The organism is Flavobacterium sp. Leaf82 (assembly GCF_001422725.1).
In the GTDB taxonomy this organism is placed as follows: domain Bacteria; phylum Bacteroidota; class Bacteroidia; order Flavobacteriales; family Flavobacteriaceae; genus Flavobacterium.
This window is the reverse complement of record NZ_LMMA01000032.1, coordinates 397,292-412,050: the sequence shown is the minus strand read 5'-3', so window position 1 is coordinate 412,050 and position 14,759 is coordinate 397,292. Positions and strand designations below refer to the sequence as shown.

Below are 14,759 nucleotides of genomic sequence, written 5' to 3'. Positions count from 1 at the left end.
TCACTTGCCGTAAGTGTTGGTAGGTGTTTTTTATTAGAATTCACTCTTTTTTAGTTCTTTCTCAACTTCAATACTAGGACTTATTTTCAACCATAAATACGTATTATAATAATCATCGTCAAGTTTTAACCACGTATTAAATTCCTCTTTTTTAAAATGTCTTATTTCAAAGCTTGCCCAACTTCTTTCGTTTTTATAAGATATTTTTACTCCGTCTCCATTAACTCTATTTAATTCCGTTTGGATTAAATTTATGGTTTCGTCGTCAATCTTTCCTTCTTTTAGTTTTTTATCTGTATCTCCGCTAGTACCTGTAATTCTCCAGCCTAAAACAAAGGGAGTCATCTGTTTTTTGATTAATGCTTCAAATATAAATTTAACTTTATTAATTTTATATGATATAGGAACGCTATGTTCCGGAGTTACTCTTGAATTATTATCTTTTGGACCATACACAACATAAGTAAGTTGCCTCAATCTACCATTTGAGAAATAATAAATTAATTTGCAAGTTACCTCTTCATTTAGTTCAATTTTACTATAAACTAATTCATTATTTTGTCCACTACTAGGAGTTAAATATTTTTCGGAATTTTTAACTTCTTTAATCGACATTCCCCAATTTACATTTCTAATATCAAAATTTACTTGTGCTAAAATAAAATTTGGGATTACGATTATAAATAATAAGATTTTTTTCATTTTTAAATTATGATAAAGTTTTCGTTTCCCCAGCTATTAAATATCTACCAATTCGCTTATTCCAGCCACAAATTGGCTTACTACCATACATTTTGAGATAGCTTTATTACATTTATAAAATTTAACACCAAACATACACAACCACTTTCATTACTTTTTATGGTTTTCCATAAATCACGGTAAAAATGGCAAATAGTTTTTTTATAAATATATAGACCCCGTGTAAATACCTATTTTGTAATTTCAACTAAATAACAATAACATTTGCATCATATTCTTAGAGATTTTACTAGCACTTCCGTAACAGCTTTGTATGAAGTGTTTTTTTGACTTACATGAATTTAATTCATCCTTATAATTAATCAAAAAGTAGATACAATTTCAATAATTTTCTATAGATAATCATCCATTAATCGATAATCTCTTCAACCTTCTGGATTGCTTTAGAGAATTCCATTGGTTTAGATTTAAAGTTGTAATGAGCATTTTTAGACAAATCAAGAAGGTAATTGATATAAAAAATTTCTGCATCACGGCCATTTGGTTCGACTCTGCTTTTTATTTTGTTAAGTACTCTAAAGAAATCGGATAGTTACCATTTTTATTTTTCAAAATATGATTGATAAGTAAAACTGGAAAGATAAATAACAAAAATTAAGTATTCGTATTTCTACGATTAAATAAAACTCTTTTTAATTTTGAACTCTTGTTTAAATGGTGAACTCTTATATTTTCCCAGACAATTAATTTATTTTCAATTCTTGTTATTACTCTTATATCGCCGTCCTGTGAAATAACAAATCCTAAACTTCCAATATTTTCCCAACAATGGGAAAATATTGCACGATGTCTTGTTCCAAAATGATCTGGTTTTATAGCTTCTAAATTTTTAATAATAAATCTTGCCGTTTTTGATATATATACTTCCTCTGGTAAATTAAATCTTCGTACTACAGCTCCAAATCCATTAACTTTTAGCTTATCATCTAAAACAACTAATCCATCAATACAACTTAGAGAAGCGATAAATCTAATTGCACCTTTTAATTCATCTGTACTTTCTTTTTTATTGCTATTAGAGATTACTTCTTTTAAATATAATCTCCTTGGAATATCTCCTCCATTAACACTATCTAAATAATCTTCATAAATCAAATCAGAGTATTTACTGTTCTCAATTGAAAAAGAAATTTTATTTTTTAATGCGCTGTAAATTCTATCATATTGGATTTTATGTTTAATATCCAAGTCAAGATAGTTTGATTTACTAATAATAAATGAACCTCCATGACGGTAATTTTGAATTCTTATTAACAACCTTGAGATTGTTTCCCTCCAAAGATTGTCAACAATACTATTCCATATTTTTTTATCATTAAGGGATAAATCTCTTATATCACTACTAATATCATTTATAAGTTTTTTTGAATGTAATTCAATTATTTCCGAAACTTTACCAAATTTAAAAACGTCAATATATTTACTTATTAAAATATTTTGTTTTAGTGTTGCTATTAGTTCATAGTCAATAATAACTAGCAGTGTTCCTATGTTTGTAATAGAAGTTTGAAATAAGCCTGGTTGTTCAGGACCTTCTTCAGATTCATAATGCAAATAATTTTGGTAATGTATTGACTGATCAATTAAGCCCCAAATAAACAATTTCCCATTTTTATCAAAATTAACAGCTAAGGAAGAACTCCATGGATCAGCTGCCTTGGAAAGTTTAACTATATTTTTTACATTAAATTCAATTTGTTCTTCAAATCTAATTATGCTCCATCTATCCTTAACAATTCTTCCTGGTGGCTTCGGATCTGGATTTTCAGAGTTTATTAAAGTAATAGTTACTTTAATAAAATCACTTTCCTCTGTTTTTAGACTTGTATAAAACAAACTTTCAAATAAATTAAAAAGAACTTGTTCACTAGGTCGAAGCGATTGATTTTTTAAACTTTTAAGTTTATTAAAAACAAAAGTTGATAAATCGAGGGGAGTCGCATTGATTTTTTTCATCATTTAAATTTTCTTTAATTTTAAATCTAATGCTTCCAGTCAGTTTGTAAATATTCTGACGTCAAAAAGGTCAACAGTGCTACGTATGTACTTTTCTCACAGATACAAGTCAAATTTTACCCAAAAAGTATGCTTTTGCTGAAAGTTTTTTCAAACGATAAAGACAAAAGAATATTTAACACTTATAATCGTAATATACTGTTAATCTTCGTATCCGAGATAATCCCAACAATATTGCATGAAATTCATAGCATCTTTATGGGTTCTAGGGGTCCTAATGCTAAAAAGCCATAACAGCTCACTAACTTCCTTGTATTCAGCGTTGTTTTTCATATCTGTATATATCTTTTCAATGACATTTTTTAATGTTTGAGTATAATTTCCTGACATGAAATATTCATTGGGTACATTATATACTAAACATTCAATAAAGAATGAAGAGACTAGCGTATCAGAGATTTTGCGATCATCAATTAATCGATAATTTACCACTTTTAAAATCCGAACCATACGCTTATACAAACGATATGTCTCATTAGTTTTTCTTGTTCCGTTTGTATAGTGCTGGTCGGGAAAACTAATAATTGCATCGTTTTCATCTGAATAAAATTTAATACCTTCCGCTTCAATGGTAGTGAGGTTACGGAATCTTTTTAAAACAAAACATGGAATTACATCAGCTGTAATACGATTAGTGTTGCCATTAATCTGAATACATTTATTTTTTCTTTTTACATCACTACTAAAAACATTCCTTAAAGCTAGCTCTGTATCAGCTTTTAACTGATCAAAACTATATCCAGCGGATGTTTTTTGAGCATTATATAATGCCTTATCACTTTCAGATAAACGATGTAAATCTGAATAATAGGCATCATCATATCGCATAACAATATCTACATCACTATTTTGTTTAACATTGGTATTATTTCTATATGAGCCCTGAAGAAAAATGGAAATCTTATTCCCAAATTTAGCTTTTAATGCCGCTGTAACCTGACTAATCACATTTTGGCATTTTTGATCTTCTGTAGTACTTATCGGTTTTGACCAAGTTATTAATTGTTGTTCATCAAAATTCATTTCTAAGTATTTGTTTTATAAATTTTTACTTGATCAAAAAACGAAAGTACCTCTGGTTGAATAGCATAATGATACCCAGCTTGATCTCCCATACCTTTAAGAGTTTTTAATGCACTACGATGTGCTATATCCATGTCAATCATCCCTATATGCTCTTTTGAAAGCTGCGGTGAAGGAATTCTATAATAAGTCCCAGACGGTTGTATGTTCTCAATAATATTAGTTAAGAAGAAATCATTAAAATAGGCTTGCCCATCCATCGAGGCTTGAAAAAGTTTATTCCCCCAATGCCTGAATGAACGATTTCGCTTGGAACTAGAAGGCCATCCGCTTGGCTGCGTAACACTCGAAACAGACAAAATCTTGAAAGTTGAGAATTGCTTTTGAGGACCAACGAAAAACTTCAAACCTTCTAACAGCCCACAAAGTGATGGATTATTTGCCCATAGTCCCCCATCAGCATATAAAATATTTCTATGTTCATGTATGGGCAGATAAGTTGGTGCAGCTGAAGTAGCTAAAGCTACATCCACCATCTTCACTTCTCTTTCCATGAAAAAATTACCTTCTTTATGAGGAAATTTGAACACTCTAGGCATGCCAGTAATTAGATTATAACTAGGAATACATAACAAATTATTGGCCTCTCCCATGGTTGTTTCACCAAGCATATCTTGCAATATTTTTTTTAAAGGTTCAGCAGAAAACTTTCCTCTCCATAACAGCTGTTTAAAAAATTGCCATTTTCTTTGAAAATATCTTATCGGCTGATATTCGGAAATAGGAAATATTTGGCTCCCCTTATTGAAATACATATCTGCAATTTCCTGTGCCGATATTCCCTTAGTAAGCGCTAAAGCAATTAACCCGCCCGTGGAAGTACCACAAATCATATCAAAATGATCTCCAATTTTTTTTCCAGTTTTTTCTTCTAATCTTGCAAGTACTGATGCACTGTAAAGTCCTTTTATACCTCCACCATCTATTGCAAGGATTTTAAAGATATTTTCGTTTGATTCTATTTGTTCATTTTTTTTATCCATAAGGTTACAAGTTATTCTTAAGCAATAGACTTTGTATCATTTTTTCCAGAAGTTTTTTTAGCTTCATTTAAAGCTTCAGTCACTCGATTAGTTATCGTAATAAAATCATCATCTTTTTTTAATTCAGTTATTCCACAGCAAACAGTTAAGTTATAAATATTTCTCTCTATTAAAAATAGATTTTTCTGTATCATCTTTCTTTTTCTTTCAGCAGCTTGATAAGCCTGACTTAAGCTAGTTTCTGCTGCAACTACAAGAAATTCATCCCCTCTATTAAAAAAACGAAATGTTTCATCAGTTGCTCTTTTGTCGTTACCTAATAATTCTCCAACTTTCTTAAGTAATTGATCCGCCACATTAAAACCTACCTCCGTGTTAATTTTTTTAAAATCATCTATATCTATTAAAATTATTGATAAAGACTCATTTTTAGACTTCGAATCAATAATTTTATTATTTAAATATTCATTTAGTGCTTTATGATTTTTTAATCCAGTCAATTCATCTGTATAATTATCATTAACTACATTCCGAATTTTCTTTTTAAATAAATAACTGATTACAAGAGTGGTTATGCTTATCAACAAAACTGATGAAATTAAAATCCAATAAATTGAAATACTATATCTAGTTTGTATTATCTCCTTCACATATGGAATCCTTCTCGACGGTAGTAGTAAAATTAAGGAAACAATTAGCGCTTTCAAGATGTCGTAAATACCTTTAGATAAGACATCATCTTTGAATTTTTTAAATGATTTATAAATATACGCCATACAAATGTTGAATACATATTGCTTAAGAATATATTAAAACTCTCTCACAAAATATAATTTTATAAGTTACTATTCTAGCAAATATATTAAAAATGAAAATTGAATAAGTACGTAAAACCGTATTTAAGTAAAGATTTTCGTAATTATCCAAGAATTAATAAAATAGTTGTAAACAGAAACAAAAAGCAAATAAAGTGGCAACCAAAAACAGAAGAACCACATAATCCAAAGATTACAAGGCTTTTTGTGAACGCATAAGGCTTCAATACTCCAAAGGACAGAAGGCCAGATTACCTTTCGTTTACTTATTATTTGGGAATAATTTTAAATGTAATCCTTAGCGGTATTGTAGGATATATTTATTTTGAAGAGGGCTAATGACCGAGTTATAAAAAGTTTGATTTGTGCATGTATGCTTCAGCTGATAATAATATTTTTTATCATCCCGCAGATCATAATATTCTGAAACACCTATTACATACTCTCCTTCCTTTTTATTTTCTTCATATCCTTCAATCAAAATGGAACGGAGAGAAGTTATTAAGATATAGAAGTTCTTTTGTTTTAATGCAGAAAATAACTATAAAGATCACTAATAGTATACCTTCTTTCCTATCTGAATAATAAAGGAGCTATAAAGCTCCGTCATCTGTAAAGGAATAGTAGGTTTCAGGGGTAATGATAAGGTGATCCAGCAGCACAACATCAAGTATTCTGCCTGCTTCCTTAACTTTTTTGGTTATCTGTTTATCAGCTTCGGAAGGTCTGATCTGTCCTGAAGGATGATTATGAATCATAATCAGCAATACGGCATTTGCTTTAAGTGCTGCTGCAAAAATTAGTCTGAGATCTACCACAGTGCCGGAAATACCTCCTGAGGATACTTCGTAAATACCTAGCACTTTATTGGACTGGTTGAGAAGCATGATTTTAAACTGCTCGAAAAATTCTATTGTATCAGGATTCCAGGACTGGAGTGCCAGCTGGTAAGCTGTTTTGGAAGAATTTATAAAAGGTCTTTCGGATGCTTTTACTTTTGTTTTGTAGACCAGTTCAATTTCTGCTACCTGATTCCAGTTCTGAAGTGTTTTTAAAGTTTCCATGATTTCTAAAGTTTTAAGATTAATTATGGAACCTCAGCCGGGAATGAGAAAGCGAGCGAAAAAAGCAACGCAATAAAGCAGGTTTTTCACCTGCATTTATGGGGGAATTTTTTTCGGCGAACCGCCTTTCCTTCCCGAACTTTGTTTTAGAATTAAGCCTGAACCCCTGAGACAATATCCCCGCCTTTAAGTGTCTGCTCGCCGAAATTTCAGATAAAAAAAGCCGAAAATTAATTTTCGGCTCGGACTGCTTTTTTGTTTTTTATCCGCTTTTTAATCTGATACAGGTTCTGATTCAAAAGTTTTAGAATCTGTTTGTGATGCGGGGAATCCTTATTTTTATGTCCCCCGCACTGCACAATTTCAAGTGATGGAAGCGACACCTCTATGGTCTCTACAGGCTTGTTTTCAAATTTAGCCGAAAGGATAAGGGAGTTTTTCTTTTTATAATATTCGTTGGTAAATACGCAGTGTCGGAGTATATCGCCCTCTTCAAGAAAATCCTGCACGCTCTCCATGATACTTATGCTGAGATTTTCCCTAGTGAACTCCAGTCCGAAAAACTGTTTTTTCTGCTCTTCATAAATAATCTGCGCTCGCTGTATTTCCGAGCGGAGTTCCTTTATTTTAAGACATCTCTGAATCCTGCGTTTTCGCTCCACTAGCCTGTCATGCTGTTCAGCTAAATTTTCAGGACATACATTATCGGCATTATTCAAATCCTTTTTGAACCACCTCAGCAGTGAGATATAATCTTCCCAAAGCGTAAAATCTGACACCTTATAACTGTTTTTAAAACATGTTTTAACCGCCTCCCAGTTCTCCCTGATATACTGCGAGTGCGACAGCAGATAATGCTTCAAAAAATCTGTCTGCCTTGTTTTAAGGAGCGTCTCGGCATGCGAATCTTTCAAAAGAGCCGTGAAAAGTACCTGCGGTGCAATGGTGTAAAAACTGCCTTTAAAACCATTTCTTTTCAGGACATCAAGTATCTGCGCTCCTGCATAAACCTTATAAGGATTAATGCGGTATTTGGGAGAATCCTCAAAATTTTTAGGGCGGATTTCAAGGGGCGAGTAATATTTCCAGGCATCATAGGTATTTGAAAAAACGTTGGTGCCGAGCGAGAGTGTACGCACCTCCCCTTTTGAATTTATCCAGTGCTGCATCACTTCCTTATGAAAGTAGGACGGCATGAAATTCTTTTTCATGTTTTTGTGCGAGCAGATAATACGCACTACCTGAAATCCTGCGCATACATTCAAAACAGCCCAATACTCTATTTCTTTGAAATGCACCTGATTGTACTGCTGTATTTTGAGTTTCCCCCTGCATGCTGTGCAGTTTATATAATTTTTACAGGATGCTTTCTGCGCATCAGACTTCCAAGTGTGGGCGCATTCCAAACAGTGGAATTTTCCCCTTGAGAGCACAGCCCATTTTAGGAAAATATATCTTTCTGCCCTGCCTTGCATTTTTTCCGTTACAGGTTTAAGGGAAACACTCAGCGCTGTAATCTGCTTTTCGATGATCGTTTTAGGTATCATAGGTCAAAGAGTGTTAAGGTTTTTGATGCAGGTTTTAAAGCAGGAAATTCAGTTTTAGGAACGATGCTGTTTTGAGGAACTTCGGATGCGGAGGTAAACAAATCAGCCTTTTCAGGCTGATTTACCACAACCCTGCATTGCACAGGCTGAGGCTGACCAATCCTATCATCTGCATAATATTTAACAGCCATGTCAAATATTTCAGAATCGTCAAAGGCGCACAGTCCCGTTTTTTTCACCTCTCCAAAAATGTAATTGAAACAGCCCTCCAAGTTTTTGGATGCTTTACTGAAGTTCTGCGCAAAGACGGTGTCGCTCTGCGCAGTTTCATTGAGATAATTTTCTATAACGGTTTTAAATTTTTCTGAAGCTTTCATAAAAGTTGATTTAAGATTGAACAGTAACTGTTATTCAAAACTGCTTCTGTAGATGTCAAAACAGTATTCTTCGAAACAAAGCCAACACATAAAAGTGTAGTGAGGCAGGCGGTGTCTGTTTTTTACAGCTTCGCCAAGCGAATCTTCGATTTGTTCCCTGATGTCTTCTAAATCCTCAAGATGCTTGATATAGAATTTTTTACAATCGGCATGATAAATAAATTCGGAAATCATACCGCTGATGCACCCCATTCTCTGCAGGTCTTCAAGGAAAGATTTAAGCTTTACTTTTTTAGTTCCGTCATAGGATTCCAAATCGGAAAGAATAATTTTATTGAAGGCAAGGCGCACATCATAATCGGCGTATATTGATTTTTCTAAGGCTTTCATAACTCATTTCTTTATGCTTATACATTTATCGTCCGAATTAAAAAGGCAGGTCAACGGTTTCTTCGTCTTTATTCTTCATGGGTAAAAAATTCCCCCACTGAACAGGCTGAGTATCCGATGTGAAAATCAATATTTTAATATTACTAGTGTGAAAAGTGAGACTACCTACGGCTTTACCCTCACTGCTGAGATAAGCGTTCACGCCGATTCTTCCGAATAGTTCCACCATTGTACCTTTTTTAAGCCACTGGGCTATACCTGCACTGAGCCAGTAAGAGCAGTCAATAAAAGTGACTATCTTTTTTACTTCAGTACTGTCTTTGGTTTTGTAAGTGTCATTAACTGCAATGGAGAAGTTAACAACCTGTCTGTCTTTTGCTGTTTTAACAACAACAGCATCTCTGGTTAAGCGTCCTGTAATTTCCATGATTTAAAAGTTTTAGATTATTACTGCTTCTTCCCGCCTGCTCCGCAAAAAATGTTTTCAAAAGAAAAAACGGAAAAAAAGAAAGCAAGAATCAAGTGGGCGCTTAAGGATACGGAGGGCTATAAGTCCCGAAGGGCGGCAAGGCCGTTATGCGCCTGCAGGATCCGGCGCACGCTATCTTGGCTGCCCTTTTAGTCCGTTTCGAATGAAAACCTATTATCTACTTTCCTTACCAATTATAAAGTGCAATTAAATTGTAGAGGCTATGTTATTAAATAGGAAATAATAATGTTTCCATCAGTTAGAAATCACCGGAAAATTTATTTAAAAAAACAGTATAGAAAGAAAATGTGCATTTTCACGGATGAATAAAAGGCGCACATGTAATATAATGGGAACCAATGTAAGAAATAGGAGATAAGAGAAATTAGATCGACCATTAATTCTTTACTTGCCACTTGAGAATACACGCGCTATAATCCAATAAAATAATGGGCTATCCGAGGGTTTTATCCTTATAGTTCTTTATTTAAAAAAAACACATTAAAAAAAGTAATTTTGTTTTATTGATGTGACACTTCTTTTCGCTGAATTTTCAATATTTGCAGGTGTTAACCGTATCAGAAAATAATGACTAAATATTTTAGTTATAAATTATACCAAATAAACCTTTAAATAAAGTTACAATCTGTAATAATTTTGTCCTGTATAAAATGAAAAGATTATGGAAAGGTCAATTGTACAAATGTACATGTATACGTTTTTCATCTCCTGTGAAACACGGAACTCTATACCGAGAGAAAATCAATATCAACTGAGCATACCTTCAGTCAGGACACAACAGATTTTTCCAAGCTAAAACGGGTAATTCTGGGAATGGTCGAGAAGCTAGCTTTTCAACTGCGCCCCGAAGAATGGCTGATCTCAACGTTAACGGTCAAAATCCTTTATTCCAATTTTAATAACGAGACCAGGCAATGCCAGGTCCAGTATACTTCTGCTGACCATATCCTGACTAAGAACGTCCATGAATTTTTCGATAAACTACACCAGAGGCGAATGCGCCTTGTATTTTATTAAACAGGTATAATTACCTGCTCTTTTTCTTTTATTTATTGTTATTATTGTTTGTTATGAATTTTAGCAAAATATGGTTTTCCGTAAAAAGATTATTCTGGATTGCTGATATTTGTTTCATTATCCAACACTTAGTTCTAATCTTAACCTTTGTATAACCATGGAAAAAATAACAGTAAAAAATCTGATAAAATTTAGAGGAAAGAATGATCAGACAAAGATAACTTTTGTTAATAATCTTAAAAAGGAGAAAATAAAGTCTGCTGATGATTCTGGAGGAGATTATTGGATTAGTTGTTTGAGTGCAATTAGAAATGCTTTTAAGTATGACAATGTAGAATTATTAGAAGAAAAAATTAGTCTACTGCAAGATAAGATTAGAGTTGAAGAAGATAGAAGAATAAAAGATCAATTTCAAAGAAACCTTGATATTGTAAGTAATTTTAAGGATTATGATTTTCAACATTTAAAACCAAATGTTGATTTGACTTTTCTTACGCAAAGAAAGGATCATGCCATACTTAATATTAAAGGATTTCCAATTGAAGCAAAACCATGTCATATTTTTTCATTTTCAAATAATAATAGCGAGGAAATTGGAGGAATTTGGTTTGTGTCTCAATTAGCAGGCTTCACGAAAAATGAATTAGGGATGTTTGTTGACGTGCTTTATCGTTATTTACATAAGCATTATTCAAATGATTTTTTCGTTAATCCAGATTATTGCATTGCTGTCGACCTTTATAATGGAAAAGAAGTAAACTATACTGAAGTTCTGAATGGTAAAATCCCAACATTGATCGATTCAACATTGGATGATTTAAAAGAATTTTAAATAGCACTTATTAGTTGATTCTTATTAATAATTTTAGAATTAAAAACAAACAAATGGTAAATAATCAGGCACAATTTTATAGAGGAGATCTTCATATCCATTCTTTTGGGGAATTTGGTTCATTTGATGTGACTGATACCACAATGACACCACAAGCAATTGTTGATACCGCTATTGAAAAAAATCTCAAAATAATAAGCATAACAGATCACAATGAAATAAATAATTCTCATTTTGCAATTGAATATGCAAAAGATAAAGATATTTTAGTAATACCCGGGATAGAGATTTCTACGACACAAGGACACTTACTTGTTTACTTTGAAACTTTTGCAGAACTAAGAAGTTTTCATGGAAAACTAACAATTTCCGGAGATAAAACACTTTGTACTCAGGGTATTATTGATTGTTTAGATTTTGCCAATCAATTTGGAGGATTCGGAATTCTTGCTCATATTGAATTAACATCAGGATTTGAAAAAACAATCGGAAGGTTTGGTCCTCAAATGGAAGAGATTTTTAAAATTAAAAATTTACTAGGATTCGAAATTAATTCTAAAAGCTCAATTAATTTATACAGTGAATTCGATGATTCAGATTTAAAAAATGAACGTAAGAACTTGTTAAGTATAAGAAGGACTCATCTTGAATATGATTCAGATTATAATCTTCCAAAAATTATGTCTTCCGATTCTCATACTTTAAATAAGTTGGGAACAAATGCTGAAGGTGAAAATAAGTTAACAAGATATAAAGTTGATGAATTAAATTTTCATTCAATTAGAATTGCTTTACAGTATTATGAATCTCGAATAAGATTAGAAAATGAAATTCCAGAGCAGAGACCACATATTAAAACAATAAAATTAGAAGGAGGGTTATTTAAATCTACAACTATAAATCTCAGTAGTAATCTAACATGTATTATTGGTAGTAGAGGAGCGGGGAAATCAACTTTACTTGAATCCATACGTGAAGCAACTGGTAATAAATCAAAATATGGAGTTGTGGATTCTGAAGTTTGGCCACAACAGATAGAATTAACATATTATGATGAGACTAATCAAAAGATTGATTTTGTTAGAGAAAAAAATAATTTAATAAGAAATGTAACTGATCCTATAAATGGGATAATTAAGATAGATATCGAGACTTATGGGCAAGGCGAAACTGCCGAAACATTGCAACATAGTGATGAAAACCCAAAAGTATTAATTAATTTTTTAGATAGTTTTTTAAATCTTGAATCGAAAAATCTTGATGATGAGTTACTAATTAAAGAATTATTAGAAAACCAAAGCTCATCAAAAAAAATAAGACTTGAATTATTAAGTTATACAGAAACAGAAAAAGTCTTAAAAAACGAAGAAAAAAAATTAGAAAACTTAAAAAAAGAAAAAGCCGGAGATTTAGTAATCTATCAAAATTCTTTAATAAAAGAAAGACAAATTAGGGCAGAATTGATCACTAAGCTTAAAGAGTTAGTAGCCAAGTATAAAGAGATTTTTTCTGATGATACTTTGTTTGTTAATTTTTTAGCTATATCTGACGACGAAATTATTGTCGGAAAAGATTTTTTTCAAAATGTAAAAACTATTGTTTCAGATTTTTCAAATGTTGTAAAATCTAAATCAACTGAATTGAATTCTGAACTTACTACAAAAATTGAAGAATTAAATATCGAATTGAAAAATTGGGCTCAAAAGGAAACAGAAATTCAGGTAAAAATAAACGCTAAGAAAGTACAATTAGAAGCTCAAGGAATACCTTTTGATTTAGGTAAAATAAATCAGATATCAATAGATATAATTGATTATAAAAAGAAAATAGAAAAGCTTAATCAGGATAAAATATTATTGCAAAAATTGAATGATGAGCGTATAGCATTAATTGAAAAACGATTAATTAACAAGAAAGAAATTTTTAATATAAGAAAGGTTTTTTCAAAAAAAGCCAATCTTAGTTTAAAAAATACAATTGATGGTTTTTTTATAACCATAAAATACAAATCAGGAATATTTTCAACAGACTTTGAAGAACTATTAAAATCTAAAATGGATTGGAGGCAAAATAAAAAACCCAAAATAATTTCTTCAAATTTTTCAGTTTTCCAATTTCTTCAAATTTGTCAAAAAAATGAGCTTGATAAATTAATTAGTTTAGCAGATGACGATGGTAGTTTGGTGTTTACAAGTTTAGAATGTCAAAGTATTATAAATAAGATTAATGATGATTTTAATTTTGAAGATTTTGAAGCAATAAGATTTGATGATTTACCCGAAGTTACTATTACTAGGACTTATGTAGAAAGTGATGGGACTACAAAATATTTATCAAAGCCACTTTCAAAGCTTTCTCTTGGTCAACAACAATCCGTTTTGCTTGGTATTCTTATGTTATCAGACAGTAATAAACCTTTAATAATTGATCAGCCAGAGGACAATTTAGATAGCGAATTTATTGTTAAAACCATTGTTAAAAATTTAAGGAAAATTAAAGAGCAAAGACAAGTTATTATTGTAACTCATAATCCGAATATTGCAGTATTAGGAGATGCGGAACTTATTATTCCTTTAAAAAGCACAAATATAGTTACTCATGTAATTGATGCAGGATCAATTGATAGAACAGAGACAAGAGCAATTTGTTGTGAAATATTAGAAGGAGGCAAAAGAGCCTTTAAACAACGAGAAGAAATTTATGGAATTAAATAAACAACTAATAAGGTAAATTTGTAGCAATTAGTGAGATTTTATAATTGTAAAAAGCATTACTTAAAAAAACTTAAAATGCAAAAGAGATTTAAAATAAGACATGAAATTTTAAAAAAGCTTTTTGAAAAAAATCAATTAGGTAATAGCCCGAACGCTAGTCATATTTCTGATATAGCTCTTACGTGGACACAATTAATTAAAGTCGAAAATCTTTCAGAAAACGAAATTTTAGAGCAAATATACTATCTTAAAAATCAAAACGAAGTAAAGGAAAAGGAAGATGATAATTTTGAGTATTACTATTGGATTTCCAATATTGGAATTGACTCATTTTATAATTATAAATATCTAAACGAAGGAAAAAAAGAATCAAGAGAAAATTATTTTAATAAGGTAAGAAACTGGTCAATAACAATACTTTTGATAATTGCAGTTGTAACTTTTTTAACAAACATATTTGTTAAAATAAAAAATAATTCTGATTTAGAAAATTTACAGAATGAAGTAAACAAACTGAAAGTAGAGGTTAATAAACAAAAAAATCTCATTAATAAGATGGATATCAATTAGACAATTAAAAATTAACAAATCCTTTTACGAAAATCCATCGTCCGATCCTGTCCAATATTCCAATAAAGATTTATCATCTAGGTATTGACTGCTGTTATA

Annotated in this window: 13 protein-coding genes and 1 pseudogene; 4 read left to right on the top strand and 10 right to left on the bottom strand. The window is 31.3% G+C overall.

Translation table 11 applies throughout. The annotated features are described in order from the left end of the window. Positions 1-33: 33 nt before the first annotated feature. The 10 genes from ASF10_RS16340 to ASF10_RS16290 all read right to left on the bottom strand — a co-directional run bounded on the left by ASF10_RS16340 (position 34) and on the right by ASF10_RS16290 (position 9,464). Positions 34-702, bottom strand: a complete 669-nt coding sequence (locus ASF10_RS16340) for a hypothetical protein (protein WP_056251177.1) — start codon at positions 700-702, stop codon at positions 34-36. A 654-nt stretch (positions 703-1,356) separates the two neighbouring features. Further along, a complete protein-coding gene (locus ASF10_RS16335) occupies positions 1,357-2,721 on the bottom strand; it encodes a putative sensor domain DACNV-containing protein (protein WP_131726548.1) in 1,365 nt (454 codons plus the stop codon). 198 nt (positions 2,722-2,919) lie between these two features. Next, positions 2,920-3,801, bottom strand: coding sequence for a nucleotidyltransferase (locus tag ASF10_RS16330; protein ID WP_056251171.1), 882 nt, complete (start codon positions 3,799-3,801; stop codon positions 2,920-2,922). 2 nt (positions 3,802-3,803) lie between these two features. Continuing rightward, entirely contained in the window at positions 3,804-4,844 is a 1,041-nt protein-coding gene (locus ASF10_RS16325) for a CBASS cGAMP-activated phospholipase (RefSeq protein ID WP_056251167.1), read from the bottom strand. A 17-nt stretch (positions 4,845-4,861) separates the two neighbouring features. Continuing rightward, positions 4,862-5,620: a GGDEF domain-containing protein gene (locus ASF10_RS16320; protein WP_056251164.1), complete on the bottom strand. Its 759-nt coding sequence runs from the start codon at positions 5,618-5,620 to the stop codon at positions 4,862-4,864. Between the two features lie 632 nt (positions 5,621-6,252). Beyond that, positions 6,253-6,723, bottom strand: a complete 471-nt coding sequence (locus tag ASF10_RS16310; RefSeq protein ID WP_056251158.1) for a JAB domain-containing protein — start codon at positions 6,721-6,723, stop codon at positions 6,253-6,255. A 230-nt stretch (positions 6,724-6,953) separates the two neighbouring features. Beyond that, on the bottom strand, positions 6,954-8,270 hold the full coding sequence (locus ASF10_RS16305; protein ID WP_056251156.1) for a PcfJ domain-containing protein: 1,317 nt from the start codon (positions 8,268-8,270) through the stop codon (positions 6,954-6,956). Further along, positions 8,267-8,647, bottom strand: a complete 381-nt coding sequence (locus ASF10_RS16300; RefSeq protein WP_056251153.1) for a PcfK-like family protein — start codon at positions 8,645-8,647, stop codon at positions 8,267-8,269. Before ASF10_RS16300 ends, ASF10_RS16305 begins: the two co-directional genes overlap by 4 nt. Positions 8,648-8,677: 30 nt before the next feature. After that, complete coding sequence (locus ASF10_RS16295) at positions 8,678-9,037, bottom strand: hypothetical protein (RefSeq protein WP_056251150.1); 360 nt, start codon at positions 9,035-9,037, stop codon at positions 8,678-8,680. A 37-nt stretch (positions 9,038-9,074) separates the two neighbouring features. Beyond that, complete coding sequence (locus tag ASF10_RS16290) at positions 9,075-9,464, bottom strand: single-stranded DNA-binding protein (RefSeq protein ID WP_056251147.1); 390 nt, start codon at positions 9,462-9,464, stop codon at positions 9,075-9,077. Positions 9,465-10,247: 783 nt separating this feature from the next. Here ASF10_RS16290 and ASF10_RS23970 point away from each other — a divergent pair. From ASF10_RS23970 to ASF10_RS16275, 4 genes and pseudogenes are all read left to right on the top strand, one after another. Beyond that, positions 10,248-10,532 (top strand): annotated as a pseudogene (locus tag ASF10_RS23970) (DNA polymerase IV); the annotation flags it as partial. Between the two features lie 169 nt (positions 10,533-10,701). Next, positions 10,702-11,376, top strand: a complete 675-nt coding sequence (locus ASF10_RS16285; protein ID WP_056251145.1) for a hypothetical protein — start codon at positions 10,702-10,704, stop codon at positions 11,374-11,376. Between the two features lie 53 nt (positions 11,377-11,429). After that, complete coding sequence (locus ASF10_RS16280) at positions 11,430-14,090, top strand: TrlF family AAA-like ATPase (protein WP_056251142.1); 2,661 nt, start codon at positions 11,430-11,432, stop codon at positions 14,088-14,090. A 75-nt stretch (positions 14,091-14,165) separates the two neighbouring features. Beyond that, positions 14,166-14,660 (top strand): hypothetical protein, encoded by a 495-nt coding sequence (locus ASF10_RS16275; RefSeq protein ID WP_056251140.1) that lies wholly within the window; start codon positions 14,166-14,168, stop codon positions 14,658-14,660. The last annotated feature ends 99 nt before the right edge of the window (positions 14,661-14,759 follow it).

Excerpts from the sequence above, each read along its gene's own strand:
- ASF10_RS16290 (WP_056251147.1), bottom strand. The coding sequence starts at position 9,464 with ATGGAAATTACAGGACGCTTAACCAGAGATGCTGTTGTTGTTAAAACA.
- ASF10_RS16280 (WP_056251142.1), top strand. The coding sequence starts at position 11,430 with ATGGTAAATAATCAGGCACAATTTTATAGAGGAGATCTTCATATCCAT.
- ASF10_RS16325 (WP_056251167.1), bottom strand. The coding sequence starts at position 4,844 with ATGGATAAAAAAAATGAACAAATAGAATCAAACGAAAATATCTTTAAA.
- ASF10_RS16340 (WP_056251177.1), bottom strand. The coding sequence starts at position 702 with ATGAAAAAAATCTTATTATTTATAATCGTAATCCCAAATTTTATTTTA.
- ASF10_RS16295 (WP_056251150.1), bottom strand. The coding sequence starts at position 9,037 with ATGAAAGCCTTAGAAAAATCAATATACGCCGATTATGATGTGCGCCTT.
- ASF10_RS16310 (WP_056251158.1), bottom strand. The coding sequence starts at position 6,723 with ATGGAAACTTTAAAAACACTTCAGAACTGGAATCAGGTAGCAGAAATT.
- ASF10_RS16330 (WP_056251171.1), bottom strand. The coding sequence starts at position 3,801 with ATGAATTTTGATGAACAACAATTAATAACTTGGTCAAAACCGATAAGT.
- ASF10_RS16300 (WP_056251153.1), bottom strand. The coding sequence starts at position 8,647 with ATGAAAGCTTCAGAAAAATTTAAAACCGTTATAGAAAATTATCTCAAT.
- ASF10_RS16285 (WP_056251145.1), top strand. The coding sequence starts at position 10,702 with ATGGAAAAAATAACAGTAAAAAATCTGATAAAATTTAGAGGAAAGAAT.
- ASF10_RS16275 (WP_056251140.1), top strand. The coding sequence starts at position 14,166 with ATGCAAAAGAGATTTAAAATAAGACATGAAATTTTAAAAAAGCTTTTT.
- ASF10_RS16335 (WP_131726548.1), bottom strand. The coding sequence starts at position 2,721 with ATGATGAAAAAAATCAATGCGACTCCCCTCGATTTATCAACTTTTGTT.
- ASF10_RS16305 (WP_056251156.1), bottom strand. The coding sequence starts at position 8,270 with ATGATACCTAAAACGATCATCGAAAAGCAGATTACAGCGCTGAGTGTT.
- ASF10_RS16320 (WP_056251164.1), bottom strand. The coding sequence starts at position 5,620 with ATGGCGTATATTTATAAATCATTTAAAAAATTCAAAGATGATGTCTTA.